At 59.8% G+C, this 24,830-nt stretch carries 24 protein-coding genes; 8 read left to right on the forward strand and 16 right to left on the reverse strand.

Annotated features, from left to right (window positions below; genetic code table 11):
- Positions 1-167: 167 nt before the first annotated feature.
- The 5 genes from GLP52_RS08790 (at position 168) to GLP52_RS08810 (ending at position 7,493) form a co-directional block, all read left to right on the forward strand.
- A complete protein-coding gene (locus GLP52_RS08790) occupies positions 168-1,730 on the forward strand; it encodes a glucan biosynthesis protein (protein ID WP_237272675.1) in 1,563 nt (520 codons plus the stop codon).
- Complete coding sequence (locus GLP52_RS08795; protein ID WP_171048930.1) at positions 1,727-1,888, forward strand: hypothetical protein; 162 nt, start codon at positions 1,727-1,729, stop codon at positions 1,886-1,888. The genes GLP52_RS08790 and GLP52_RS08795 overlap by 4 nt, the downstream gene beginning before the upstream one ends.
- The gene (gene mdoH, locus GLP52_RS08800) at positions 1,881-3,659 is read left to right on the forward strand and encodes a glucans biosynthesis glucosyltransferase MdoH (RefSeq protein ID WP_237272194.1); all 1,779 of its coding nucleotides are present in this window, start codon (positions 1,881-1,883) and stop codon (positions 3,657-3,659) included. Before GLP52_RS08795 ends, mdoH begins: the two co-directional genes overlap by 8 nt.
- Entirely contained in the window at positions 3,634-4,884 is a 1,251-nt protein-coding gene (locus GLP52_RS08805; protein ID WP_237272195.1) for an OpgC family protein, read from the forward strand. Before mdoH ends, GLP52_RS08805 begins: the two co-directional genes overlap by 26 nt.
- A gap of 164 nt (positions 4,885-5,048) precedes the next feature.
- Positions 5,049-7,493: a mechanosensitive ion channel domain-containing protein gene (locus GLP52_RS08810; protein WP_237272196.1), complete on the forward strand. Its 2,445-nt coding sequence runs from the start codon at positions 5,049-5,051 to the stop codon at positions 7,491-7,493.
- Between the two features lie 82 nt (positions 7,494-7,575).
- Here GLP52_RS08810 and GLP52_RS08815 read toward each other — a convergent pair whose 3' ends face one another.
- The 4 genes from GLP52_RS08815 to GLP52_RS08830 all read right to left on the reverse strand — a co-directional run bounded on the left by GLP52_RS08815 (position 7,576) and on the right by GLP52_RS08830 (position 13,449).
- A complete protein-coding gene (locus GLP52_RS08815) occupies positions 7,576-9,147 on the reverse strand; it encodes an acetolactate synthase large subunit (protein WP_237272197.1) in 1,572 nt (523 codons plus the stop codon).
- A 14-nt stretch (positions 9,148-9,161) separates the two neighbouring features.
- Positions 9,162-10,730, reverse strand: a complete 1,569-nt coding sequence (locus tag GLP52_RS08820) for a class I adenylate-forming enzyme family protein (protein WP_093733468.1) — start codon at positions 10,728-10,730, stop codon at positions 9,162-9,164.
- Positions 10,731-10,832: 102 nt separating this feature from the next.
- Positions 10,833-12,560: a SulP family inorganic anion transporter gene (locus tag GLP52_RS08825; RefSeq protein ID WP_420544123.1), complete on the reverse strand. Its 1,728-nt coding sequence runs from the start codon at positions 12,558-12,560 to the stop codon at positions 10,833-10,835.
- 4 nt (positions 12,561-12,564) lie between these two features.
- On the reverse strand, positions 12,565-13,449 hold the full coding sequence (locus GLP52_RS08830) for an MBL fold metallo-hydrolase (protein WP_093733504.1): 885 nt from the start codon (positions 13,447-13,449) through the stop codon (positions 12,565-12,567).
- A gap of 106 nt (positions 13,450-13,555) precedes the next feature.
- Here GLP52_RS08830 and GLP52_RS08835 point away from each other — a divergent pair, with 106 nt between their 5' ends.
- Complete coding sequence (locus GLP52_RS08835; protein ID WP_093733466.1) at positions 13,556-14,467, forward strand: MBL fold metallo-hydrolase; 912 nt, start codon at positions 13,556-13,558, stop codon at positions 14,465-14,467.
- Between the two features lie 15 nt (positions 14,468-14,482).
- Here the strand turns inward: GLP52_RS08835 and GLP52_RS08840 are convergent, their stop codons facing one another.
- From GLP52_RS08840 to GLP52_RS08885, 10 genes are all read right to left on the reverse strand, one after another.
- Positions 14,483-14,920, reverse strand: coding sequence for a DUF302 domain-containing protein (locus tag GLP52_RS08840; RefSeq protein ID WP_237272198.1), 438 nt, complete (start codon positions 14,918-14,920; stop codon positions 14,483-14,485).
- Between the two features lie 71 nt (positions 14,921-14,991).
- Positions 14,992-16,029 carry a c-type cytochrome gene (locus GLP52_RS08845; protein WP_093733464.1) on the reverse strand — a complete coding sequence of 346 codons (1,038 nt, stop codon included), beginning with the start codon at positions 16,027-16,029 and terminating at the stop codon, positions 14,992-14,994.
- Positions 16,013-17,275 carry a sulfite dehydrogenase gene (gene soxC, locus GLP52_RS08850; protein ID WP_237272199.1) on the reverse strand — a complete coding sequence of 421 codons (1,263 nt, stop codon included), beginning with the start codon at positions 17,273-17,275 and terminating at the stop codon, positions 16,013-16,015. Before soxC ends, GLP52_RS08845 begins: the two co-directional genes overlap by 17 nt.
- A gap of 25 nt (positions 17,276-17,300) precedes the next feature.
- The gene (gene soxB / locus GLP52_RS08855) at positions 17,301-19,004 is read right to left on the reverse strand and encodes a thiosulfohydrolase SoxB (RefSeq protein ID WP_237272200.1); all 1,704 of its coding nucleotides are present in this window, start codon (positions 19,002-19,004) and stop codon (positions 17,301-17,303) included.
- A gap of 96 nt (positions 19,005-19,100) precedes the next feature.
- A complete protein-coding gene (gene soxA / locus GLP52_RS08860; protein ID WP_237272201.1) occupies positions 19,101-19,955 on the reverse strand; it encodes a sulfur oxidation c-type cytochrome SoxA in 855 nt (284 codons plus the stop codon).
- A gap of 27 nt (positions 19,956-19,982) precedes the next feature.
- Positions 19,983-20,312, reverse strand: coding sequence for a thiosulfate oxidation carrier complex protein SoxZ (gene soxZ / locus GLP52_RS08865; protein WP_093733460.1), 330 nt, complete (start codon positions 20,310-20,312; stop codon positions 19,983-19,985).
- Positions 20,313-20,331: 19 nt separating this feature from the next.
- On the reverse strand, positions 20,332-20,751 hold the full coding sequence (soxY, locus tag GLP52_RS08870) for a thiosulfate oxidation carrier protein SoxY (RefSeq protein WP_093733459.1): 420 nt from the start codon (positions 20,749-20,751) through the stop codon (positions 20,332-20,334).
- 36 nt (positions 20,752-20,787) lie between these two features.
- Complete coding sequence (gene soxX, locus GLP52_RS08875; protein WP_093733458.1) at positions 20,788-21,264, reverse strand: sulfur oxidation c-type cytochrome SoxX; 477 nt, start codon at positions 21,262-21,264, stop codon at positions 20,788-20,790.
- Between the two features lie 119 nt (positions 21,265-21,383).
- The gene (locus GLP52_RS08880) at positions 21,384-21,956 is read right to left on the reverse strand and encodes a thioredoxin family protein (RefSeq protein WP_093733457.1); all 573 of its coding nucleotides are present in this window, start codon (positions 21,954-21,956) and stop codon (positions 21,384-21,386) included.
- A 19-nt stretch (positions 21,957-21,975) separates the two neighbouring features.
- The gene (locus tag GLP52_RS08885; RefSeq protein WP_237272202.1) at positions 21,976-22,716 is read right to left on the reverse strand and encodes a cytochrome c biogenesis CcdA family protein; all 741 of its coding nucleotides are present in this window, start codon (positions 22,714-22,716) and stop codon (positions 21,976-21,978) included.
- A gap of 71 nt (positions 22,717-22,787) precedes the next feature.
- Between GLP52_RS08885 and GLP52_RS08890 the strand changes: the two genes are divergently transcribed.
- Together GLP52_RS08890 and GLP52_RS08895 are read left to right on the forward strand one after the other, a co-directional pair.
- Complete coding sequence (locus GLP52_RS08890; RefSeq protein ID WP_093733455.1) at positions 22,788-23,174, forward strand: hypothetical protein; 387 nt, start codon at positions 22,788-22,790, stop codon at positions 23,172-23,174.
- A gap of 81 nt (positions 23,175-23,255) precedes the next feature.
- Complete coding sequence (locus GLP52_RS08895; protein ID WP_237272677.1) at positions 23,256-23,573, forward strand: ArsR/SmtB family transcription factor; 318 nt, start codon at positions 23,256-23,258, stop codon at positions 23,571-23,573.
- A gap of 7 nt (positions 23,574-23,580) precedes the next feature.
- On the opposite strand, the gene GLP52_RS08900 is transcribed toward GLP52_RS08895, so the two are convergent.
- Both GLP52_RS08900 and GLP52_RS08905 read right to left on the reverse strand, forming a co-directional pair.
- The gene (locus tag GLP52_RS08900; RefSeq protein WP_237272678.1) at positions 23,581-24,546 is read right to left on the reverse strand and encodes a DNA topoisomerase IB; all 966 of its coding nucleotides are present in this window, start codon (positions 24,544-24,546) and stop codon (positions 23,581-23,583) included.
- A 4-nt stretch (positions 24,547-24,550) separates the two neighbouring features.
- Positions 24,551-24,766 (reverse strand): DUF2945 domain-containing protein, encoded by a 216-nt coding sequence (locus GLP52_RS08905; RefSeq protein ID WP_093733453.1) that lies wholly within the window; start codon positions 24,764-24,766, stop codon positions 24,551-24,553.
- Positions 24,767-24,830 lie beyond the last annotated feature (64 nt).

Genomic DNA, 24,830 nt, shown 5'->3' on the forward strand with positions numbered 1-24,830 from the left:
TTGATTCCGCGTTAAAATCGCAATTTTCGCGCAAACCCCGCATTGGGCAGCAAAATTCAGCGCATTCCGCTTCATGTCATTGAACTTCCCGCGTAATTATAAGAATTCTGCAATGCAGCAACGAACAGGAATCAGTTTTGATGCATCATTTGTCTCGCACCCGCCCGATGTCTCGCCGCTCTGTTTTGCGCGCAGGGGGGGCTGCCTTGGCTTTCGCAGCTGCAATAGGTGTGCAGGATACGGCTGCATGGGCGCAGACCAGCGATGCGGCAGAGCCTTTTACCTTCGAGACATTGATCGCACAGGCGCGCAGCCTTGCCGGCGAAGACTATGTCGCGCCGACGCAATTGGGCGACCCGTTTACCTCGTTGGACTATGACGACTATCGCAACATCCGGTTCCGCGAAGACAGCGCGGTCTGGAAAGGCCCCGCGGCGCAGGCTGTGGTACACGCCTATCACCCCGGCTGGCTATTCGACGGCACCGTGGCACTCTACGAGGTTATAGACGGCACGGTACAGCCGCTTGGCTTTACCTCGGACGACTTCATCTATCAGGCCAAGGCGCTCGAGAAAATTCCGACTGGCACAGAGCTCCCCGGCGTGGCGGGCTTTCGCATGAACGCGCCGTTGAATGACCCGCAACAGTTCGACGAGATCGTGTCGTTTCTGGGCGCGAGCTATTTCCGCGCCTTAGGGGCGGGCAACCGCTATGGCCTCAGCGCACGCGGGTTGGCGGTGAACACCGCGACCTCAGAACCCGAAGAATTCCCCCGTTTCAGCGCCTTTTGGCTGCAACGGCCAAAACCCGGTCAGACGGCAATGACCTTCTTTGCCCTGCTCGAAAGCCAGTCAGTCGTGGGGGCCTACAAGTTCACCGTGACCCCCGGGGCCACCACCACGATGGATGTGACAACCGAATTGTTCTTCCGCCAAGACGTGCAGCAGCTGGGCATCGCACCGCTGACCTCTATGTATCTGTTCGGGCTGAACGATCAGGGCAGCTTTGATGATTACCGCGCCCGCGTCCACGACAGTGAAGCCCTGATCGTGAACACCGGCGAGGACACGCTGTTTCGGGTGCTCAACAACCCGCCGAAACTCGCGAATTCATACTTTGGCGCGCAATCACCCAAGTCCTTTGGCCTTGTGCAACGCCACCGCGCCTTTGACGACTATCTGGATGCCGAAGCCCATTACGAGTTGCGCCCCACCCTCATGGTCGAACCCAGGGGCGACTGGGGCGAAGGTATGGTCCGCCTGATCGAGATTCCTTCGGATCTGGAAGGAAACGACAATATCGTCGCCTTCTGGACCTATAAAAACGGGTTCTCTGCGGGGGACAGCAAAAGTATTTCTTACCGCCTGAACTGGGGCATGACCCCACCCGGTGCCTCTTCTACACTTGCTCAAGTTTCACGCACACTTGCCGGACATGGCGGCGTTGCAGGCGTAAAACCGCGCAATGATCGCCGAAAATTTGTCATCGACTTTGAAGGTGCAACTTTAGCGGAACCAAATGCCGAGAACGTGGTTGAGGCCCATGTAAACATCGTCGGCGGCAAAGTTGCAGGACAAGTGCTTCAGCAGATCGACGGCCACGACCACATGTGGCGACTGGTTCTAGAGGTCGTCGCCGAAACTGATGCTACGGTTGAACTGCGTGCCAATCTGGCCGCGGGTGACCGACGCTTGACCGAGACTTGGGTATACCAATGGCTGAAAGAATGAATACGTCTGTGACATCAACTTCTTCCGAACCAATGACCGACTTTGACCGCTACGCGCCCCGTGCTGCCCCGCTGGATATGCCGCGGCAGGTACTTGAACATGATGCCCGCCCGTCGCTTTTCGAGGTGCTGAGCCGTATCTTCATGCGTAATGCCTGACATGCCCTCCTATGTGCGCGATGGTGCCACGCGGTTCAGCCGTGTCGGTGCCATTTGCTTTGCCCTGCTCTGTGCGACGGCCGCAGCCGCGACGCTAGCGCAAGCAGGCCTTAACACGGGCTTTGATATCTGGGACGGCTTTGCCGTGGCGCTGATTGCACTTACTACTGCTTGGTTGGCTTGGGGGGCGGGACAGGCATTTTTGGGCGTGCCGTCCTTTGACCCGCTGCCCGACATGGACCTGTCCAACGCAGCCTTCCCCCCCACAGCGATCCTTGTGCCGATCTGCAACGAAAACCCTACAGAGGTTTGCGCCCGCATCACTGCGATGCGCCAATCCATGCAAGCTGCCATTGTGCCGGTCGATTTTGCGATCCTATCCGATACCTTCGACCCTGACGCGCTGATCGCAGAGCGAGCGGCACTCGCCCCGCTTTTCGCCGATGATAGCGCCTCTAATCCAGTCTTCTACCGCAACCGCACAGACCGCCATGGCCGCAAGGCTGGAAACGTCGAAGATTTCATCCGCAAATCCGGCGGGGCGTATGAATACGTCGTGATCCTTGACGCCGATAGCTTGATGGAGGGCAATACGATCCGCCACCTCGTCGCGCGGATGGAGGCAGATACGACCCTCGGACTGCTGCAAACACTGCCCAATATTTTCGGGGCGGGGTCACTATTTGGCCGTGCGATGCAGTTCTCTGCGAGTTTTCACTCACCTGTCTTTGCCCGCGGTCTGGCACGGATGCAGGGCCGTGCGGGCCCGTTTTGGGGGCACAATGCCATCGCCCGTGTACGCGCTTTGTCGCAGTGTTGCGGCCTGCCCGAACTCAGCGGCCCTGCCCCTTTCGGCGGCACAATCCTGAGCCATGATTACGTCGAAGCCGCGCTGCTTGTGCGTGGCGGTTGGCGCGTGGAAATGGACCCGCGCATCACCGGATCGTTCGAAGAGGGCCCCGACAACCTTCTGGCCTTTGCGCGTCGGGATCGTCGGTGGTGCCAAGGCAACCTTCAGCATATGCGTCTTGTCGGTGCCCCCGGTCTGCATGGCTGGAGCCGTTTTGTCTTTGTCCAAGGCATCATGGCCTATCTGGTGTCGGTCGCTTGGGGCGCATTCCTGATCGTATCGCTGCTGGCCGCCGCGACCAATGCCAGCCCTGATTACTTCCCCAATGCCTATCAGCTTTTTCCGGTTTTCCCCGACGACAAGACCTTTCAGATTGTTGCGCTGGCCTTTGGCATTGGCGTGCTGCTTTTGCTGCCAAAACTCGCGATCTTTGGCGAAGCTGCTGCAACGGGGCGCGCACGGGGCTTTGGCGGCGCACTGCGTGCACTTGGGTCCGTGTTGGCCGAGATCCTGCTCACCGCGCTGATCGCGCCGATCATGCTGATGTACCAAAGCCGCGCCGTAGCCGAAGTCTTTGCGGGCAAGGACGGCGGCTGGCCTGCGACTGCACGTGGCGAAGGGCGACTGACGCTGACGGAAAGCTGGCGTGCAAGCCGCTGGGTGTCGCTGTTCGGGATCGTGGTCACAATTGCGGTCTATCTGTTGGTGCCAAACCTGATTTACTGGCTGCTACCTGTGACGCTTCCCATGTCGATTGCCCCGCTGCTGATCGCCGTGACCTCGCACCCCAGCAATGGCCGTGTCTTTACCACGCCGCAAGAACGGGTCACGCCCGCTGTAATTGCCGCCTACCGCGAGAACCTGAGAACGGGTACCGCCCAACAAGGATCGTCGCATGACCCAATCGTCCAACCGGCCTGACGCCCAGCTTATTCCGATCCGGCGTGGCGTTGATCTTCCACGTCGCGCCCGCGATCCGCGCATTGACGCCTTTCGCGGGCTGGCGCTGATCATGATCATCATCGACCACATGCCCGGCAACCCGTGGGAGCATCTGACCATCCGCAACATCGGGTTCTCCGACGCGGCAGAGGCGTTCTTTATCATGTCCGGCATTGCCGCAGGCATCGCCTATTCCCCCGCGATCGGTCGGTGGATGTCGGGCGATCTGCGCCTATGGGATACGGTTGCCCCGTTGTGGCGGCGTGCGTGGCAGCTTTATATCGTGCACATCGTGCTGACGGTCGCCGCCATCGGGCTGTATGCTTGGGCGGCGGATACGTTTGTTCGATCCGAATTTCGGGTGATGCACAACCTCGCCTTGCTCTATGAGCAGACCGGTGCCGCGATGGCGGGGCTTGTTACGTTGGGCTACCAAATCGGCTATGTGAACATTTTGCCGTCTTATACTGTCTTGTTGCTGGCAGGCCCTGTTCTGATTGCCGCCGTGCTATATGCGCCGCGTACGACGCTGGCTGTCGCGGGGGCGTTTTGGCTTTATGCGGGTGCCACGCGGCTTACCATCCCGAACCACCCCGGTGGCGGCGGCTGGTTTTTTAACCCGCTCACGTGGCAGCTTATCTTTGTGATCGGTCTGGCAATCGGTGTCCGCCACCGCAAGGGCGAACGGCTGGTCCGCAACTCTGCGCTGTTGTTCAAACTGGCGGTCAGTGTGTTGCTGTTCATCGCGGCGTGGCGCTACGTGCCCGGTCTGGGCAGTTTTATGAACCACAAGATGGCGCAACTTGGCGGGATTGGCCTGCCCGCTAATATCGTGACTCATAATAAGTCCATGCTGGCGCTGCCGCGTTTGGTCCATGTCCTTGCGCTGGTCTATGTGCTGTCCTGCCTTCCCATCGTGACACGCATATGCGCGCACCGTCTGGCCGCCCCGTTCCGGCTGATGGGCAGTCACGGGCTGCTGGTGTTCGGTCTTGGCACCATTCTGGCACTGGCCGGCCAAATCATGATGGACATCGAACCCACCGTGACGGCCTTGCCGTGGATCCTGCCGCCGGTCGCGGTCGCGGTCTGCTATGTCGCTGCCTTGCTGGCCGAAGCTGCACGCAAACAACCGCAGCCAAAGCAGCCAGCAGCCGCCACAGCCCCACGCCCCGAGATGGTTGCCAGCAGTTCAACGGCTTAAGGCCACGGCCCCGCCCCCCCCATTGACGCAACACCCGATGTGCGACCTTATCCCGCGCATCGGGTTTTCTTTGCGTTCAAGACCACCCATAAGCACAAAACAGTGGAAATAGGGATCATTCCCCTATCTCGTAGCGTAATTTAGAAATGTCGAAAGAGGCCCCCATGTCAGGAACCGGAAAGAGCGCGATACCAACCCGAGGGTGGCTACAGTTCATCGCGAGCCTTTTGATGGCGGTGTTTCTGACGCTCTCCCCCCTCGCGGTACAGGCGCAGTCCCTGTTTATGGGGGGCGGGTCCTCTGACAAAGAAACGACCGAAGCGGCGCCTGATGCCGTAGCGAAGGCACCGCTGGATAGCCTGCTTGAGGTTCTGAAAGATGACGACGCGCGTGAGGCGCTGATCGCGGACCTTGAAAAATCGCTGGACGCCTCGGGCAACCCTGCGGGCGACGAGAACCCCGCGATTGAAACCATCACCGCTGCGGCCGATGCCGAAGGTGTGTCAGTCGGGCGCCAGATCGCGCTGATTACCCAGCAGATCGGGCAAGACACGGTGAGCACGCTTTCGTCGTTCTGGACCGCGATCGAAGGCGGCGGCGGCGTGTTCTCCGGCCTTAGCGGATCAGAGCTATCTGTCTTGCTAGACGCCCTGCCCGGCCTGTTGGTGGTGATTGCGATCACCGTTGTCTTGTTTCTGGTGCTGCGCTATCTGGCACGCGGGCTGTATGCCCGTATGGGCCGAACGGCTGAAAACGTCGGCATCTTCCGCTCTATCGGCCTGTTTCTGGGGTCGAACCTGCTGGACGCGTTTATCGTCATTGTGGCCTGGGCTGCGGGCTATCTGATTACCATCCTGGCCGTGGGCGAAGCCGGCCAGATCGGCATCCGTCAGTCGATGTATCTGAATGCCTTTCTGCTGGTCGAGATGACCAAAGTTATCATCCGGTCGTTCCTGTCCCCCGTCGCCTCGGGCCTGCGGCTCGTGCCCGTAGGAGATGCGGCCGCCAAATCACTGACCCGGTACCTAAGCGTCGTGGTCAGCCTGCTGGGGTATGGCCAGCTGCTTGTCGTGCCCATCGTCAATCAAAGCGTCAACGTGGCTGCGGGTGCAGGCGTTTCGGCACTGCTGTCGGTGATGGTACTGCTGTATCTCGTCTATATCGTGCTGCGCCGCCGCAAGGCCGTTACCCGCTGGCTTCAAAGCGAGGCAGACCCCGTTGAGGCGACGGCGGCAGAGGGTGTCGACCCGGCCACCATCGCCAAGGCACGGCGCGGGTTCATCGCTCGTATTTTGCATGGGCTTGCCGGCATCTGGCATTGGGTTGCACTGACATATATTGCGGTAATGTTCATCGTCCTGATGACCCAGCCTGCTGATGTGACGCTCGAGGCGATCGTCGGGTCGGGCAAGATTTTGGCCGCGATTATCATTGCAGCCCTGCTGTCGGGCTGGTTGGCGCAGGCCGTGCACCGTGGTATCTCTTTGCCCGATGACGTGAACGCCAAACTGCCGCTGCTTGAACGCCGTATCAACACGTTTGTCCCGCGTGCCTTTAGCACATTGCGTCTTTTCCTGCTGATCTGCGTGCTGTTCTTTACACTGGACGTGATTGGCATGATCGACATGCGCAGCTGGCTTGAGGGTCAGGTCGGTCTGGCGGTCACCAAGGCGCTGATCTCTGTTGGGTTGATCCTGACCGTGGCCTTCGGCATCTGGCTCGCGCTGACATCCTTTGTTGACTACAAGCTGAACCCTGAATACGGCGCTGTGCCGACCTCGCGGGAAACCACCTTGCTGACGTTGCTACGCAACGCGGCGACCATTGCGCTGATCATCCTGACGCTGATGTTCGTGCTGAGCGAAATCGGGCTGGATATCGGGCCACTGTTGGCGTCTGCTGGGGTGTTGGGTCTGGCGATTGGTTTTGGCGCTCAAAAGATGGTGCAAGACATCATCACCGGTGTGTTCATCCAGTTCGAGAACGTCATCAACGTCGGCGATGTGATCACCGTGGGCGGCACCACAGGCACGGTCGAAAAGCTGTCAGTGCGGTCCGTTTCCCTGCGCGATGTGCAAGGGGTGTTTCACATGATCCCCTTCTCGACCGTGGATGTGGTCAGCAACTATATGCGCGGCTTTGCCTATACGGTGTGTGACATGGGCATCGCTTACCGCGAGAATGTCGAAGAGGCCAAACAGGCCATGTTCGATGCCTATGACCGGATGATGGAGAACGAGCCCGAGATCGCAAATAGCATCATGGGAGAGCTGGAATGGTTCGGCGTGCAGTCGCTTGGCGACAGCGCCGTGGTTCTTCGGGTACGGATCAAGACCGATCCGGGCAAGCAATGGGGCATCGGGCGCATGTACAACGGTTATCTCAAGACGGTCTTTGACGAGCGTGGGATCGAAATCCCCTTCCCGCAGCAAACTATTTGGCTGGGCGAGAACAAGGACGGCACCACTCAGCCGTTCAAGATCGAAGGCCCCGCAGCCCAAGATTCCGACAAGGGCCCCAAAAAGGCCAAGACGGTGTCCAAGCCGATCAAGGCCGACGATGTGCCCGACAGCGATGATGCCGACGGCGACGGTGGCGCAGACCGCTAACAGACGCGGATGACTGACATAAAAAAGGCCCCCGATCAGCGCTGATCGGGGGCCTTTTTGTATCGGATAGTCTTCGCGGGCGCTACATCACCGCTTCGATCAGATACGGGCCTTTGTGCGCCAGCCCTGTCTCGATCGCCAGTTCCAGCGCTTCGCAATCGCTGACCTGCGTTGCCTCCACGCCCATCGACTTTGCCATCTGTGCAAATTCAAGCGTTGGTTGGTCAAGCGACAGCATATCCATCGCCTTGGGCCCCGCATTGCTGACACCAACGTTGGTCAGCTCGCCGCGCAGGATCTTATAGACGCGGTTGGCGAAGATCACGATGGTGATGTCCAGCCCCTCCCGCGCCATCGTCCAAAGCGCCTGCACGGTGTACATCGCGCTCCCGTCCCCAACCAGCGCCATCACCTTGCGGTCAGGGCATGCCACCGCTGCCCCAATCGCCACGGGCATGCCATAGCCGATGGACCCGCCGCAGTTGTTCACCCAAGTGTGTTTCGGGACGCCTGCCGTTGCGGGGAAGAATGCGCGGCCTGTGGTAATCGCCTCGTCGACGATAATCGCATCCTCGGGGATACTGCGCGCCAAGGCTTGCGCGATGCCGCCGGGTTCCAGCGGGCCGCTGGGTTTGTCCGGCGTCGATGCCTCTGCCACATGCGCAGGCGCGGTGCCCGTCGCGTCAGCCCCGCTGCAAAGCGCTGCCAGTGCCGCTTCGATATCCTGACCAGTGGTGCACAGATTGGTAATCTGCGTGCCTTCGGCGGTCAGGATGGCGGGCTTGTTTGGGTAGGCAAAGAAACCGACCGGCGCGCGCGCGCCCACCAGAACGATGCGTTTGAACGGGGCCAATGTCTCTAGCGCTTGATCAATCGGATAAGGCACGCGGTTGACCACCACACGACCCGCCCCGCGTTCCTGCCGCGCATTGGCCCATTCGCTCAGCAATTTGCAGCCTGTCTTTGCCGCGATCCGCCCTGCGACCTCCAGCATCTCGGCGCTGAGCGCGGCACCGCCCAACAACAGCAAGCTGTCGGGACCGGACAGCGCGGCGACGGCTTCCGCCAGCGCGGCCGCGTCAAAGGCGGGGCGCACTGCGGGTTCAAGCGCGGGCGCGACGGTTCCGCCCTCGTTCCAGGCGGTATCACTGGGCAGCATCAGCGTCGCCACCTGCCCCGGTGCCACATTCGCCGCCTGCACGGCACGGGCTGCATCCGCGCCCACATCCGCCGCCGACAGCGATGTATGCACCCAATGCGACACGGGCCGCGCGATCCCTTCGATGTCAGAGGTCAGCGGCGCGTCCAGCTCGATATGCGTGACCGCATGTTCGCCGACGATGTTCACCACGCCGGACCCGGCCTTTTTTGCGTTGTGTAGGTTCGACAACCCGTTGGCCAGACCCGGCCCAAGGTGCAGCAGGGTGCAGGCGGGCTTGCCGGCCATACGGTAATAGCCATCCGCCGCCCCCGTCGCCACGCCCTCTTGCAGGACAAGGATCGACCGCATGCCGGGCACGTGATCCAGCGCAGCAACAAAGTGCATTTCCGACGTACCGGGGTTGGTGAAACAGGTGTCGAGCCCGCTATCGAGCAGCGTCTGCACAAGGCTATCCGCGCCGTTCATCTTGTCCGTATCCGTTTGATCGTTCATGAGTTTTTCCTTGTTCACGCAGAGACCGCCGCCCAGAAAGGCGCACGCAATTCTTTCTTGAGAATTTTCCCGATAGAGCTGCGCGGCAGTTCGCCGCGCAGTTCCACCGCCGACAGACGCTGGCTTTTGCCTAGTTTGGCATTGGCATCCGCGCAAACGTCATCGCCCGAACGCGTCGCCCCTTCGCGCAGCACAACCAAACCATAAGGCGTTTCACCCCATGCCTCAGACGGCACACCGATCACGGCGGCATCAATCACATCTGGGTCCGCCAGCAGCACCAGCTCGAGATCGTCAGCATAGATGTTCAACCCGCCCGAGATGATCATATCTTTCTTGCGGTCCGACAGGATCAGAAAGCCGTCGTCGTCAAAGCGCCCCATATCACCCGAGCGGAAGAAGACGTTGCCCGCTTCGTCACGCCAGATGTAATCCGCCGTCAGATCATCGCGCCCGAAATAGCCCGCCATCATCGTTGGACCACGGCCGCAAATCTCTCCCACCTCGCCCTTGGGGACCTCTTTGCCGGTCTCGTCAATCAGCCGAATTTCATTGCCCGGCGCAGTCTGGCCCACCGTATGCAATTTGTCGGGATGTTCGGCAGAATTCAGCACCGTGACCCCGCCCCCTTCGGTCAGGCCATAGTATTCAAGCAACTTACCGGGGAACCGTGCCAGCACGTCCGCTTTGACCTCGGCCCGCAGCGGCGCGGAGGTCGAGAATTTGACCTGCATCGACGACAGATCAAACTGGTCAAAATCGGGCACATCCATGATCCGTTTGTACTGCACAGGCACCAGCATCGTGTGGGTTATCTTTTCACGCTGCACAATCTCGAGATACCCACGCGCGTCGAATTTCGGCATCAGATACACTGTGGAGCCGCCGTAAAGCGTGGGCAGGAACGACACGATCGTCGTGTTGGAATAAAGCGGTGTCGACAGCAGAGTACGCGCATTATCGTCGTATCCGTTGGGCGACACACGATCCATCTGCGCCGACCGCATCCAGTGATTGTGCAAGATGCCCTTGGGCGTCCCCGTTGTGCCCGAGGAGTAGATCAGGTTGAACGCATCCGACATCTCGGTCTTGATTTCGGGGTCGGTGTCAGACGCCGCGGCGACCGCCGCTTCATAGGGGTCGAACGCGGGGTGGTCAAAATCAATGGCAAACCGAGCCAGATCCAGATCAGCAATAAACCCGTCGACCAATTCAAGGTATTGCGCCGCGACAAAGATCGCACGCGCGCCGCAATCGGTCAGCATCTTTTGCAGCGCATCGGGCGACGCCATCGTAGACAGCGGCGTCACACAGGCCCCCGCCCGCAAGATGCCCATAAACAGCTCTGCATAAGGAATGGAATTAGGAGAGATGATTGCGATGTTATCGCCCTTGCCCACCCCCAGCGACAGCAGCAGATTGGCGATCTTGTTGATGCGCTGGTCGAACGCCCCCCAGCTGACGGTTTTTCCGTCACAGACCAGCGCGGGTTTGTCCGGATGCGCTTTGGCGTTGCCTCGCACGACCTCGACGATGGTTTGCGTGGGTGTGTTTGCCGGTGCCGGCGGATTGATCGGTATCATATCAACTGTCCTGAAATAGTTCTCTCCCCGCTGCGGAACGCCGTTCCGCAGCCCCTGACAGCAGTTGTAACGATCAATCAGAAACTTGCAAACTATGGGTGACTATGCGGCAACTTTTCCCAAGGCGACATAGGCCTCATGCTGGGACAGGAACACGCTGCCTGTCAAATCGGAGATGAAGTGCTGCTTTTTCAGGCGATCCATAACGGGGCCTTTGACCTCGGACAGGTGCAGCTTGATTCCCATATCCCGCAGCCTTGTGTTGATCGCCTCGAGCGATTCCAGCGCGCTAAAGTCGATCTCGTTGATGGCAGAGCACATCAGTACCACGTGGCGCAGGCAGGTATCTCCGGCCAAACGGTCATAGATGCAGTCCTCAAGGAAACGCGCGTTGGCGAAATACAGGCTCTCGTCGATGCGTAGGGTCAGCACGGTCGGGCAGGTTTCGACGTCGTGGCGGTTGATATTTCGAAAGTGTTCGGTGCCAGGCACCAGGCCCACCTCGGCAATATGGGGTTTGGTGGTCTTATAAAGATGCAGGAAGATCGAAAGGACCACCCCGCAGGTGACCCCCAGTTCGACTCCGCTGCCCAAAGTGATCAGCATGGTGGTCAGAACGGCCGCGAAATCGGATTTGGAATAGGACCACGACTTTTTCAAAATCGTAAAATCAACCAGCGTCAGGACAGCAACAATGATCGTCGCGGCCAGTGTCGCTTGCGGTAGAAAGAACACCAGCGGCGTCAGCGCCAATGCGGCAATGGCCAGCCCCACGGCGGTATAGGCCCCCGCCGCCGGTGTCTGGGCCCCTGCGTCAAAATTGACTACCGACCGCGCGAAACCGCCCGTGACCGGATAGCCGCCGGTAAACGCCGCCCCGATATTCGCGGCCCCCAGCCCGATCAGCTCTTGGTCCGGATTGATGCGCTGCCGCCTCTTTGCGGCAAGGGTCTGAGCGACCGATATCGATTCCACAAACCCGATGACAGAGATCAGGAACGCGGGCAGCAGCAGGTTGCCCATCAGGTCGAACGACAGATCCGGCATCGTCAGCGGCGGCAGGCTTTGCGGGACAGCGCCCACAATTTTGACGCCCTGCCCCGCGAGATCAAAGAACCAGACCGCTAGCGTCGTGACCACAACAGCCGCCACCGGCCCTGCCTTGGTCGCCACATCCGCCGCCCGCGGGCCGACGCCGCGGGCACGTAAAAACGGCTTGAGCCCCTTGCGCACCCAGAACAGGAACAGCGTCGCTGACACGCCGATGGAGACCGTCGTCCAGTTCACATTGCCCAGATTGCCCCAAATCGACATCAGCAGCTCTGCAAGATTGCCGCCCGAGGCATCAATGCCCAGAAGGTGCTTGATCTGGCTGGCCGCAATGATCACGCCTGAGGCGGTGATAAACCCCGAGATGACGGGGTGTGACAGGAAGTTCGCCAGAAACCCCAGCTTGAACACCCCCATCACCAGAAGCATCACACCCGACAGCAACGCCAGCGTCAGCGCTGCGAGGGCATAGCCCATCGTGCCCTGATCGGCGATATTGCCCAAGGCAGCCGCCGTCATCAGCGACACCACCGCCACAGGCCCCACCGCCAGCGCACGGCTGGTCCCAAACACCGCATAGAGCAGGATCGGCACGATGGACGCATAAAGCCCCGCCTCGGGCGGCAGTCCGGCCAACAAGGCATACGCGAGAGACTGCGGGATCAGCATGATGGTGACGATCACCGCCGCCATCAGATCATTGGACAAAGCCGACTTGTCATAGTCGCGCCCCCAGTCGAGGACTGGCAAATAGCGGCGGACAGCGACAGGAATACGCACCCGCTTACAACCCGTTCACCGGCACCTTGAGCATTAAATTTCCATCCTTGTCGCGCGGCATATGCCCTGCACGCATGTTCACCTGAAGCGACGGGATGATCAGTTTCGGCATGGCAAGCTGCGCGTCACGTTCGGTGCGAAAGGCAATGAATTCGGCGCGGGTTTTACCGCCGCCCACGTGGATGTTATGCGCCTTCTCGTCGCCCACCGTGGTCTCCCACTGTATATCGCGACCGTTGGGGCCATAGTCGTGGCACATGAACAGGCGCATATCTTCGGGCAAGGCCAAGACCTTTTGGATGCTGTCATACAGCTCTCCGGCGTCGCCACCTGGGAAATCCGCGCGGGCAGAGCCACCGTCGGGCATGAAAAGCGTATCGCCCGTGAAGGCCGCGTTGCCCATGACATGCACCATACAGGCGGGCGTATGGCCGGGGGTGTACATCGCGAAACATGCCATACCGCCAACGCTGTAGCGGTCGCCGTCCTTGAACAACGCATCGAACTGCGACCCGTCGCGCTGGAATTCGGTGCCTTCGTTGAACACTTTCCCAAAGGTGTCCTGCACGGTCATGATCTGCTCTCCGACGCCGATTTTGCCCCCCAGCTTTTGCTGGATGTAGGGCGCGGCAGACAGGTGGTCGGCGTGGACATGGGTCTCTATGATCCACTCCAACGCAAGGCCCTGCGCTTCAACCTCGGCAATCAGCTTGTCCGCGTGGTCATAGGTGATCCGGCCGGCGGCATAGTCGATATCCATCACTGAATCGATGATCGCACAGGCGTTGGAATCCGGATCGCGGACAATATAGCTGATCGTATTGGTCACCGGATCAAAATGCCCCGACACGATAGGGGTGACATCCATATTTACAGGGTACTCAGTCATTGTCATCCGCTCCACTTGCGTTTGGCCGGCCTGAAATGCAGGCTTGCCATCAGTCTTCGAGTCAAACATATTCATACTATGGAATTCTTAGCGAGGGAAGCGGATTATGAGACTTGATCGACGCAGTTTCTTGCAGCAAAGCGCTGCGACATTCGCCTTGACCGGTCTGGCCCACCCCGCCCTCGCGCGCATCACCATCGCAGAGATGACGCTGGATGTTGTCAGCGACGGCCACCTAGAGCTGCCCGGCAGCTTTGCGTTTGAGGGACTGCCCAAGGATGATCTGATGCCGGTGCTGCAAGCCCTTGGCCAACCCTATGATCCGCTGACCCCACCTTGCAACCTCAGTCTGCTGCGCGGTAACGGACGTACCGTGTTGTTCGACACGGGCGCAGGATCGGCCTTTATGCCAAGCGCAGGCAAGCTGCCTGACACGCTCGATGCCCTTGGCGTTGCCCCCGAAGAGATCACGGATGTCGTGTTCACCCACGGCCATCCCGACCATCTGTGGGGCGTGCTGGATGATTTCGACGACCCGTTGTTCGCCAACGCCAGCTATCATATGGGCCAGGAAGAATGGGCACATTGGACCGACCCCAACACCGTCAGCACCATCGGCAGCGCCCGCCAGTCCTTTGCCGTGGGCGCGGCACGCCGGCTAGAGGTCATTGCAGAACGGACGCAGTTTTTTACCGACGGGGCAGAGGTCCTACCCGGCGTCGGGGCGCGGCTGACGGCGGGGCACACGCCCGGACATATGTCATTCGAAGTGCGCGCCGGTAACAGTGCAGCGATGATCGTGGGCGATGCCATCGGCAATGACCATATCGCGCTGGCCCGCCCGTCTTGGGAGGTACCATCAGACCAGAACCCGCAACAGGCCGCGCGTACGCGGGTCGGATTGATCGGCGATCTTGCCGCTTCACAAATGCCGATTGTAGGGTTTCACCTTGGGCAGGGCGGTATGGGGCGCATCGACAAAAGCGCCGAAGGTTACGCGTTTATCCCCGTCGCCTAAGCACCCAGACGGCGCTCAAAATCCGTCAAGCGCGCTTTGCGTGATCTCGTCCAGCAAGCTCTGGACCTCTTGCATCGGGCCGTCAGGATAGGTCGGGTAGCCGACAGAGACTTCACCCTCGATATCCGTGACAAAGATACTGTAGGGACAATGGGCGATGTTCATCGGATCTGCCTCCATCATCTTGCGAGACACCACGGCAGAGCAGAATAAAAACACATCCGCCGCGCGGAAAATCTCTACGTCGCTGCCAACATCCCGAGCTGTGCGGGCCAGCATTGCGCCGGTGTGGCTGACGTGATCAATCACCAGCCCCTTGCCGACAATCGCGTTCTCGACCGCGAATGTCGCATCGTCAAAGCTGCCGTCATAAGGGTAGGTCACCGCCTGATCCTGCGCGGCCAGCGGGGCCGCACTTAGGCAAAGGGCGGCGGCAATAAGCATCGGTTTCATACTCTGTCCTTTCGCGACGGGCACGCCCTTAGTGTAGCACCGAAAGGTCATTCCGCCAATCGGGCGCAGGATCAAGGCGCCGGAAAGCTCTTGAGATAGGCGATCACTGCCTCGATCTCGGCATCGCTTTTCAGACCCGCAAACCCCATCTTGGTCCCCTTCATGAACCCGCGTGGCGAGGTCAGGAAGGCGTCAAGCGTCTGGGGTGTCCAGACCAATCCTTCGTCGGCTTGCGCCGTCAGTGCACGCGAATATTTGAACCCGTCGACCTGCCCCGCAGGCGCATCAACGATCCCGTTCAGCACCGGACCCGCGCGGTTCTTCGCCCGCTCGCCCAGTTGGTGGCAGGCTTTGCATTTGCGAAACACCAGCTCGCCATCGGCAAGCAATTCCGGGTCGACGGAGGCCTCTTTCGGCGCGTCCTTGGCCACTACGGGTGTCTCTGGCTGTGCTGTATCGGTCGCCGTATCCGGGACCTCATCCTTGGGCGTCACATCCAGCGACAGCGCCCGCATGGTCACCTCAACGCCGTCTTTGCAGTCGGTCATACAGGGTTCGGCGCGCCATTGGGCAAGCTCTGCGGTTTCGCGGTCGTCACGGATAAAACCGTCAGCATTGGGCATCTCGACCGAGGTAAAGTTATCCTGCGTCAGCACGAAATCCTCGTCCACCAGATCGTTGGAATACAGGATATAGGCCACGATGCTATAGACCTCGTCCACTGTCAGCGTCCCTGCATCGCCGTAAGGCATGGACCGGCGGATATAGTCGAAACTCGTCGATAGATGCGGCCAGTATGACCCCACCGTTTTCACTGGATCGGCATCAGCAAGCGTGTCTTGTCCGCCCGCCAAGGCTGGCCAGTTTCCGCGCCCCTCGGCAAAGTCCCCATGGCAGGCAGCGCATTTCTCGGTAAAGATGTCCTCCCCCGTGAGGGCATCCCCCTGCCCTTGCGGCAGATCGCTTCCATCGGGGTGCACATCGATATCCCACGCCGCGATTTCCTCGGGCAGCGCTGCGCGACCTAACCCGTAGGGGGCCGCATCCACGGGCAGCGCCATAACCGATACGCCCAAACACAGGGCGATGGCCTTAAGATACTTCGACATTTTCAACGCTCCCGTCCTTGTGCAGCCACCACGTCTGGATGCCGTTGTTGTGGTAGATAGAGTTCAGCCCCCGCACATCGCGCAGCTGGGTTTTAGTCGGCTGGACATAGCCGGTGTCATCCATCGCGCGCGATTGCAGCAGCATCTCTGCGCCGTCCCACTGCACATCCAGATAAAAGCGGGTCAGGGCCATGGGCGTACCCGGCTGCGCCAGCCGCGCTGTCTGCCACGAGGCCCCGCCATCCGTGGAGACATCCACGCGGGTGATCGCACCGCGCCCCGACCATGCCAGCCCCGTGATCACCAAAGGCCCCGCCCCATGCGGGACTGGCGATTGCGGACTTGGCGCTGTGATGACGGATTTGGCGTCCATCTCCCACGTCCATTTTCGGCTGGTGCCATCGGCCAGCGTATCGGTATATTTCGAGGTTTCCTCGCGGCTCTCAACCGGCGCGTCCGTGACCTCTATCCGGCGCAGCCATTTGACCCACAGGTTGCCCTCCCAGCCCGGAACGACCAGCCGCACGGGATAACCGTGTTCCTTGCGCAGAGCCTCGCCATTGGCCTTGAATGCGACCAGCACATCGTCAAGCGCCTTGTCCATCGGGATCGACCGCCCGTTCGACGACGCATCCGCCCCCTCGACGTAAACCCACTTGCCCGCGGTGTCATAGCCCGCTTCCTCTAGCAGCAGGCGCAGGGGCACGCCGGTGTATTCCATGTTGTGGATCATGCCGTGCGTGAACTGCGCACCGTTCAACTGCGCGCCAGCCCATTCCATCCCCGAATTGGCGGCACATTCACAGAAATACACATGGTTTTCGCGCGGAAAGCGTTCCAGATCGGCGTAGGTGAACACCAGCGGGCGGTCCACCAGCCCATTCAACATCAGGCGATAGTCCTGCTTTGACAGTTCAATCGCGCCCGAATGGTGCCGTTCAAAAGCGCAGCCCTGCGGGGTGATCGTGCCGTCCAGCGCATGGATCGGCGTAAAGTTGATCGAGCTGATGGTATCCGCCGTCAGCCATGGCACATTGCGCCGGACCACATCGTCTTCGAACCGGATCGGCAAGCCGTAGGAAGTAACATCTACGCCCTCGCCCAGTCCCTGCGCCCAAGGTTGCGGGTCGGTGATCAACGGGTCCGGCGATTGCGCCGCGGCGCTGCGGGCGGCCATCGCCCCCAGACCGGCCGTCGCCGCGCCGCGCAAAAAGGCCCGTCTGTTTGTTTTGTTACGTGGTGCCATGGCGTTGCCCTCCCGTGCTGCCTTGTTACGTGGCTTTGACGCTGACGCTGGTGTTAGGGTCCAGCGACACCGTGCCCTGCTTGCGAATGTGGTTTTCCACGACATCCCAGATCGGAGGGCCTTCGGTGCCTTCGTTCACACTGGCCCACCCCGCGACCTGATAGGACTTGGCCGGATCAATGCGTTCGCCGGTTTTCAGCAAGGTTAGTTCGGTGATGCGGCTGCCTTGGGGTTGGGTCACATCAATCCGGTAGCCAAGCCCACCTGTGCGCACCATATCGCCGCCCTGCTGGTAATAGGGATTGGGGTTGAACAGGTTGTCGGCCACGTCTTCCAGCACGACATGCAGAAATTCACCGGTCATCTCGGTCCGGTAGGCTTCGGGATAGGTCATGGAGGTGACGTTAAAGATGTCCTCGCGGGTGATGTCCTGCCCTGGCAGGATCGATGGTCCCCACCGCACGCCGGGGCTCAGCGCGATGTCGGCCTCGCGCTCGGACAGCAGTGCGTCGCAAATCAGGTCATCCCACGTGCCGTTGAAGTTGCCACGCCGGTACAGCAGCGTGTCCTCTGCGGTGGTGCCGATCACCTCGGTCAGTTGGTCAAGGTAAGGCGCACGCTGTTCGTCGATCACTGCGGTCATCGCGGGATCAGGTGCAATCACATCCGAGAAGATCGGGATCAGCTTGTGCCGGAACCCCATCATACGGCCGTTCTGCACATCCAGATCGACGCGGCTAACGAATTTGCCGTTCGACCCTGACGCCACGATAATCGTCTCGCCCACCAGCACAGGCTCGGGCAGCGCGTCATGGGTGTGGCCGGACAGGATCACGTCGATCCCCGTCACCACGCCCGCCATCTGCTTATCTACATCAAAACCGTTGTGGCTCAGGCAAACGACCAGCTCGGCCCCTTTGGCGCGCACCTCGTCTACCATTTCCTGCATACGTTCGTCGCGGATCCCAAAGGAGTATTCGGGGAACATCCAGCCGGGGTTGGCAATCGGCATATAAGGGAACGCCTGCCCGATCACCGCGACCTTGACACCACCGGTCTCGTAGAACTTGTACGGGGGGAACAGCTCGGCTGGTTCGTCCCATTCGGCGTCAAAGATGTTTTGGCCAAGGGCGGCAAAAGGCAGCCCTTCCACGATCTCGGCCACGCGGTCAGAGCCGAGCGTGAATTCCCAGTGAAAGGTCATTGCGTCGGGCTTGAGCGCGTTCATCACATTGACCATGTCCTGACCTTGGGTGTGATAACAGGTATAGCTGCCGTGCCACGTATCGCCGCCATCCAGCAGCAGCGCGTCAGGCCGGTCGGCGCGGATCTGGTTGACCACGGTCGCCACGCGGTCCAGCCCGCCCATCTTGCCATAGCCCTGCGCCAAAGCTGTGAAATCGTTATAGGTCAGCGCATAAGCCGACGGGCTGCCATCAGCGATGCCATAAAGCTTGCGGAAATCCGCACCGGTCACATGCGGCACCTGCCCGCGGTTCTCGCCCACACCGATATTCACCGACGGTTCGCGGAAATAGATCGGTTTAAGCTGCGCGTGGATGTCGGTCACGTGGATCAGGCTGACGTTGCCAAACGTGTCGAATTCCAGCAGCTTGTCCTGCGTGAGCGCCTGTTGCGCGGCCAGCTTGCCCCAGTTGCCAAAAGAAGACGCACCATACAGAGCTGTTGCAGCCATACTAGCCTGAAGAAAATCACGACGAGAGATCATAGATTGGCCTTTTCGACGCGCAATTCATATGCGCATGTTTGAATAACATTGTGAGAAAAAAACCTGCCTCGCCTCAGCAAGACAGGTCTTTTCAGGTTAGTTGCGGACAGAGGGTCCTTCGACCGAAAGCCCGTTACCGCGCGAGCCGACATAAAGCTCCAGAGCCACGAACTCGGGGCTGCCGGGGGCAAAGGTTTCGGCACGGGTGTCGCGCACGCAGCCTTTGAAGCGGGCCTGCACCGCGTTCAACTTGGTGTTTTTCAGACGGTAGGTTGGAAAGCCGTTGATCTGACCCTGGCTCAGGTGATCCGCGCGGATCATGTTGCCATAGTTGTCCTCGTGGCAATTCGCGCAGGACAGTTCAAGCTGGCCAAAACGGGTATAATAGATGTCCTTGCCCTGCTCCCATGTGGACTGGGCCGGACCGTCGATGGCGACATTCACCGGCATCCCGCGCGACACAGAGGAAATTAGCGCGGTCATGTTCACCATGTCCCCGCCCGTGTATTTCCACTTTTCCGCACCCATGCGGTTCTCGCGGCAGTCGTTGATCTGCATTTCAAGCGTACGCACTTCGCCTGCAGATTCCACATACTTTGGATAGACCGGACGCACACCGGCCATCTCGGACGACGCACCGTGACAATCAGCGCAAGATTTACCCTCTGCGCCGTCGGCGGTGTTCCAGACCTCTTCGGCCTGTTCCACAAAGATCATACCGGGGTTGTCAAAGTCATCTGCTTCCATCGCGCGGGTTTCGGTGCCGCGAAACAGCCAGCCTGACATGACTTCGTCGACCGCATCCGACATATGCGCGGGTGCGGCAGTACGGGTCACGATGTCGATCTCTTCGTTGATCACCAGCGTATCGTCAGCGGGTTCAGCAAAGGCCCCCGTCGACATCAGCACCGCAGCAAGGCACGCGCTCAGACCTTTTGTGAAATTGCTCATTCCTGTTCCTCCCAAGGATGCGGACGCTTAGCTGATCGTGATGTCTTTGGTTTCCTCGTAGACATCGCCGTCATCGTCATACCACGTGAAAGTGAATGTCCCCGCTTCGGGCACTGTCGCGTCGAATTCGAAATACGGGTTGGTCGAGATCGCAGGTTCCATCGTCACGTCGACAACATTCTCACCGTTAAAATCGCAAGTAAAACGGTTGATGATCGACCGCGGGATCGTGTTGCCGTCGCCGTCCTTGCGTTGACCGGATTCCATCTTGTGGCTGATCAATGTCTTGATCGTGATGGTTTCGCCAGCCGCTGCTGACTTGGGGACTTTGACGCGGGGTTTTACACCAGATGCCATAATATTCTTCCTCTAAGCCTTAGCCGCCGCAGCCGCCGATTGTTACTTTAATGGTACTGGTTGCCTTGGCAAAAGAGCCGTCCGCCAGCTTGGCAATGGCGATCACATCTTGTGTGCCGGCCAGACGAATGCGTGTGGATGCGTGCTGTGTCGCGGCAAGCGGACCGAACTTGAAAGTCGCCACGGGCGGCGTGGGATTGCCAAGCGCCAGCACCAGGATTTCGGTCGCGCCGGGGGCGTCCACCTCGATCGGGACGGTATTGCCGTTTTCCGCAATCTCGGGGGCGGTCAGGGTCACACCTGTGTCCGCCATCTCAGCGCCACCGGTAAAGGCAGCAATCGCGTCGTCACCGGCAGCAGCCACCGCCAGCTTGGGCAGGAACAGCGCGGCAAAGGCACCTGCCCCCATCACAATCGCACTACGTCGTGTAAATTCCATTATCATCACTCCTGATCAGATCCCGCGCGGGGGCTCTTACTCTTTCAATGTGGCAAGATAAGCCACGACATCCTCGATCTGCTGGGCGGCCAGAATAGGCCCCAGCGTGTCGTCGGCTGCCTTGCCGGTATAGGCTTTGCCCGGACGGATATAGCCGCTGTCCTTGTAAAAGGCGGGCATCATTGTCCCTTCGAACATCATCTTGGCGTTGGCAACAATGCCGCGCAGTTCGGCTTCGGTCCAGCGGTCACCTGCACCATCCAGCATCGGGCCGATTTCACCCTGCCACGGCACGTCAGGCAAAGCGCTGATCTGGTGGCAGGCAATGCAGTTGCCAAGCTTTTTGCTGCCCACGATCTTGGCCCCCTCTTCGGGGTTGCCGGGCGTGCCGGTCAGCGATTGCTCGACCGCGCCATAGTCGTCATAGGCCACGTCACCGGGGATCACGTCGGCCGCATGGGCAGCCGCCGCAAAGCCAACAGAGGCCACCAAGGCAAATACGGAAACTTTCATGCGTCCTCCCACAGACATTACTTTTGAAAACACTACTGCCCGCGCCAAAGTGACGCAACTATAAATTCAACTTTTTGAATTTCTAAGCACAGCTAAGCATTTAACCATTCCTACCGCCGCTATTCCTGTTCTTCAATCAGCATACGGGCATGATATTTCTGAAATGTCTCATCGCCGTCATAGCCCTTGTCCACGACCCAGTTCATCATGTGAAACGTCGTCGCCGGACCAAAGGCCCCTGGCACCGTCGCAACCGCGGCTTCGACCGCTGTTTGCCCTTCGGCCACGGTTTGCGGAAAATACATCAGCGTCGGCGTGAACATCTGCCGCCATTTGCGCACCATATCCTTTTCGGGCAGCGTTTCTCCGTCAAAGTCGGTGACATCGACGTCGCCGAACATATTGATCTGCACGACATAGAAGTTGTCCTTGAGGTAGGCGTCAATCTTGGGCAGCGGAAAGACCTCTTCGTGCATCTTGTTGCAGTAGATGCAGCCACGCTGTTCGATGATGACCATCAGCCGCTTGCCCTCGTCCGTGGCTTCGGCCAGATCGTCGCGCAGGTCCTTGAAGGTGTCGCGCATCCATGCGGCCTTGTGCAGACCGTCATCGCCCAAAGTTGCAGCCCCGACCGCCGTCGCCAGACATGCCGCAGCCACAAGCACGGCCAAACTGTTTCGGATCATCTTCATCACAAGGTCCCTCCGGTTGTTAGCCAATGACGCTGAAAACGGGGAAGGTTTCAAGCATCCACTGCGCAATATAGTTGATCGAATTCGTAGCGATCAGCAGACCAAACACGATCAGCAGCACCCCCATCGCTTTCTCTACCGTCCCCAAATGCTGCCGGAAACGCGCCATCCAGCGCATGAACGGGCCGATGAACAATGCCGCCAGCACGAAGGGCGCGGTCATCCCGATGCCATAGGCCAGCAAAAGCAACCCGCCCGTCACTGCCGTTTCTGCGCCGGCGGCGGTGAACAGGATCGCCGCCAGGACCGGGCCGACGCACGGCGTCCAGCCAAAGGCAAAGGCCAGCCCGATGACATAAGCCCCCCAAAAGCTGGTCGCGGTGGTGCTGCCCGCATCCGCGCGAAACTGGCGGTACAGAAATCCGATGCGGATCACCCCCAGAAAATGCAGCCCCATTGCAATAATAACCGCCGCCGCAACCCATCGCAGAACGTCAAAGTAATCACGCACGATTTGGCCAAAGGTGGTCGCTGCCGCGCCGAGTCCCACAAAGATCGTGATCACCCCAGCCGCAAAAAACAGCGCCGCGATCACCGCGCGACGCCGTACGCCCGCGTCAATCGGCCCGTCTGCGGTGATCTGGTTCATGCCAACCCCCGCCAGATAGCTCAGGTAGAATGGGACAATCGGCAGAATGCAGGGCGATAAAAAGGACAATAGCCCAGCCAGCGTCGCGCCTACAAAGGTGATTTCTAGCATGCAACTTGCCTTTATCTTGTACCATTCACATATTCACATTATGTATTTTGAAATCAACAGGTGAATTCCCTATGCGGCTGCGCACTGCTTTCTTATCCCTATCGGTGGCCGCGGGTCTGGCGTTTACCCCGATGATCGCGGCGGCTCAGACCACGCTGGTCATGGTCGAAGAGCAGGGCTGCGTGTGGTGTGCCCGCTGGAACGAACAGATCGCGCCGATCTACCCCAAGACCCAAGCCGGCCAAGCCGCCCCGCTGCGCCGCGTCGATATTAACGATGAAAAACCGGCGGATCTGCACTTTGCCCGCAGCCTGCATTATACGCCGACCTTTGTGCTGATGGTCGACGGCAAGGAAATCTCTCGGATCGAAGGCTATCCGGGTGAAGATTTCTTTTGGGGCGTGCTGGAAAAGATGCTATCCGACGCCGATCTGATGCCAGACCCCGCCAAAAGCTAGCGCATCCCTTATGCGCACGCCAATCCCTTCTCTCTACGCTAAGGATTTTAATCAGTGCGTATCCCCGGTTCCGATACAGAAATGAGCCAAGCCGATCTGGACCGTATGTCCGAGAACGCGATACGGGCCTCGAACTTTCTCAAGGCGATCAGCCATGAAGGGCGTTTGATGATCTTGTGCCATCTGTCTGCCGGCGAGAAATCAGTCACCGAGCTGGAGGCGCTGCTGTCGGCGCGTCAGGCTGCCGTATCGCAGCAGTTGTCACGCTTGCGGCTTGAAGGGTTGGTGACCCCGCGCCGCGACGGCAAGACGATCTATTACCGGCTAGCGGATGACCGGCCCCAAAAGATCATGGAAGTGGTCTACGAGATGTTCTGCAAGCCAGACATTCAGGACTAGCCCGCGTTCAGCACTGCTCCAGATAGGCCAATAGCCGCGCTTCGGATGCGAAAAGGCCCGTTTTGCGGCCCACGTCGATCGCCGGCGCGTCTGCGCCCGCCAAATCAATTACCGCCGGATGAATATAGCTGTTGCGTGCCACCGTGGGCGTATTGCTGAGCTGTGCGGCAGCGGCCTCGGCCAGTTGCTTGATCGTCGCGTGCCCTTGTTCAGCGGCCTCAAAGGCGGCGACGGTGCCTGCCCAGGTGCGAAAGGTCTTGGCCGTAAAATCATCGCATCCCGCCGCTTCGGCGATATAGGCGTTCAACCCGGCAGAGTTGAGTTGTTGCACGTCACCCTGCGCGTCCGACCATGTCAGCAGTTCAGCACCCGGAAGGTCGCTGACCTTCTCGAGCGTCTTGGCAAGCGTCCGGTCATTGATCTGACGCCGCACCTTCTTGCCCCCTTTGGCAGTGTACCGCAGACGGATCACATTGCCATCGAGCTTGACGTGTTTCGCCCGCAACGTCAGCGTGCCATAGCTGCCATTCTCGCGGGTGTAGTCAGCGTTTCCCACCCGCAAGGACGCGCGATCGATCAACGTCACAGCGCTCGCCAGTGCAAAGCTTCGCTCACCTGCCTCTTGATCCAGATCTCGGGCCACAAAGCGCCGCAATCGGGGCAACGCATGGGCGAAATCTATCAGACTGGCGAACTTCGTCTCGGACTGTGCCTCGGACCATTTCTCGTGATAGCGGTACTGCTTGCGGTCACGTGCATCACGCCCCGTGGCCAGCAAATGCCCGTTCGCGAGCGGCGTCATCCACACGTCTTCATAAGCAGGCGGTACCGCCATCGCCTCGAGCCGCGCGCGTTCCGCGCCGCGGGCAATCGTTGTCCCGTCTGGCGCTTTATAGGTGAACCCGCGCCCGTGGCGCTGGCGGGCAATGCCGGGGCGGTCATCCCCGTAATAGGTCAGCCCCGCGCCGCCCATCCGGTCAGGTCGCCTCGACTTCGGAGGAAAGCTTGAGCACCTCATCCCCGTCGTCCTGTTCGATTAACAATGCGGGATCATCGTCGGACCCGTTGCGCGTCACCTCTGACCCTTTCAGGGTGCGTGTTACGCTTTTGGTAAACCGTTCCGTCACTTCGCCGGTGGCAGTCCCCTGCCCCCAGTCCCATTTCACTTTTGTGCCTTTGGATATACCAGACATCGTCGTCCCCCCCCCAACTGCTGTGTATGGAGGGATAACCACGGATGCGAGAAACGGTTCCCGC

The sequence above is a fragment of the Sulfitobacter sp. M22 genome, from assembly GCF_021736025.1.
Taxonomy (GTDB): domain Bacteria; phylum Pseudomonadota; class Alphaproteobacteria; order Rhodobacterales; family Rhodobacteraceae; genus Sulfitobacter; species Sulfitobacter litoralis.

Excerpts from the sequence above, each read along its gene's own strand:
- mdoH (WP_237272194.1), top strand. The coding sequence starts at position 1,881 with ATGCCTGACATGCCCTCCTATGTGCGCGATGGTGCCACGCGGTTCAGC.
- GLP52_RS08890 (WP_093733455.1), top strand. The coding sequence starts at position 22,788 with ATGCGGCTGCGCACTGCTTTCTTATCCCTATCGGTGGCCGCGGGTCTG.
- GLP52_RS08895 (WP_237272677.1), top strand. The coding sequence starts at position 23,256 with ATGAGCCAAGCCGATCTGGACCGTATGTCCGAGAACGCGATACGGGCC.
- GLP52_RS08790 (WP_237272675.1), top strand. The coding sequence starts at position 168 with ATGTCTCGCCGCTCTGTTTTGCGCGCAGGGGGGGCTGCCTTGGCTTTC.
- soxC (WP_237272199.1), bottom strand. The coding sequence starts at position 17,275 with ATGGCACCACGTAACAAAACAAACAGACGGGCCTTTTTGCGCGGCGCG.
- GLP52_RS08795 (WP_171048930.1), top strand. The coding sequence starts at position 1,727 with ATGAATACGTCTGTGACATCAACTTCTTCCGAACCAATGACCGACTTT.
- soxY (WP_093733459.1), bottom strand. The coding sequence starts at position 20,751 with ATGGAATTTACACGACGTAGTGCGATTGTGATGGGGGCAGGTGCCTTT.
- GLP52_RS08840 (WP_237272198.1), bottom strand. The coding sequence starts at position 14,920 with ATGAAACCGATGCTTATTGCCGCCGCCCTTTGCCTAAGTGCGGCCCCG.
- GLP52_RS08835 (WP_093733466.1), top strand. The coding sequence starts at position 13,556 with ATGAGACTTGATCGACGCAGTTTCTTGCAGCAAAGCGCTGCGACATTC.
- GLP52_RS08830 (WP_093733504.1), bottom strand. The coding sequence starts at position 13,449 with ATGACTGAGTACCCTGTAAATATGGATGTCACCCCTATCGTGTCGGGG.
- GLP52_RS08885 (WP_237272202.1), bottom strand. The coding sequence starts at position 22,716 with ATGCTAGAAATCACCTTTGTAGGCGCGACGCTGGCTGGGCTATTGTCC.
- soxX (WP_093733458.1), bottom strand. The coding sequence starts at position 21,264 with ATGAAAGTTTCCGTATTTGCCTTGGTGGCCTCTGTTGGCTTTGCGGCG.
- GLP52_RS08815 (WP_237272197.1), bottom strand. The coding sequence starts at position 9,147 with ATGAACGATCAAACGGATACGGACAAGATGAACGGCGCGGATAGCCTT.
- GLP52_RS08810 (WP_237272196.1), top strand. The coding sequence starts at position 5,049 with ATGTCAGGAACCGGAAAGAGCGCGATACCAACCCGAGGGTGGCTACAG.
- GLP52_RS08820 (WP_093733468.1), bottom strand. The coding sequence starts at position 10,730 with ATGATACCGATCAATCCGCCGGCACCGGCAAACACACCCACGCAAACC.
- GLP52_RS08880 (WP_093733457.1), bottom strand. The coding sequence starts at position 21,956 with ATGAAGATGATCCGAAACAGTTTGGCCGTGCTTGTGGCTGCGGCATGT.
- GLP52_RS08900 (WP_237272678.1), bottom strand. The coding sequence starts at position 24,546 with ATGGGCGGCGCGGGGCTGACCTATTACGGGGATGACCGCCCCGGCATT.
- soxZ (WP_093733460.1), bottom strand. The coding sequence starts at position 20,312 with ATGGCATCTGGTGTAAAACCCCGCGTCAAAGTCCCCAAGTCAGCAGCG.
- soxA (WP_237272201.1), bottom strand. The coding sequence starts at position 19,955 with ATGAGCAATTTCACAAAAGGTCTGAGCGCGTGCCTTGCTGCGGTGCTG.
- soxB (WP_237272200.1), bottom strand. The coding sequence starts at position 19,004 with ATGATCTCTCGTCGTGATTTTCTTCAGGCTAGTATGGCTGCAACAGCT.
- GLP52_RS08805 (WP_237272195.1), top strand. The coding sequence starts at position 3,634 with ATGACCCAATCGTCCAACCGGCCTGACGCCCAGCTTATTCCGATCCGG.
- GLP52_RS08905 (WP_093733453.1), bottom strand. The coding sequence starts at position 24,766 with ATGTCTGGTATATCCAAAGGCACAAAAGTGAAATGGGACTGGGGGCAG.
- GLP52_RS08845 (WP_093733464.1), bottom strand. The coding sequence starts at position 16,029 with ATGTCGAAGTATCTTAAGGCCATCGCCCTGTGTTTGGGCGTATCGGTT.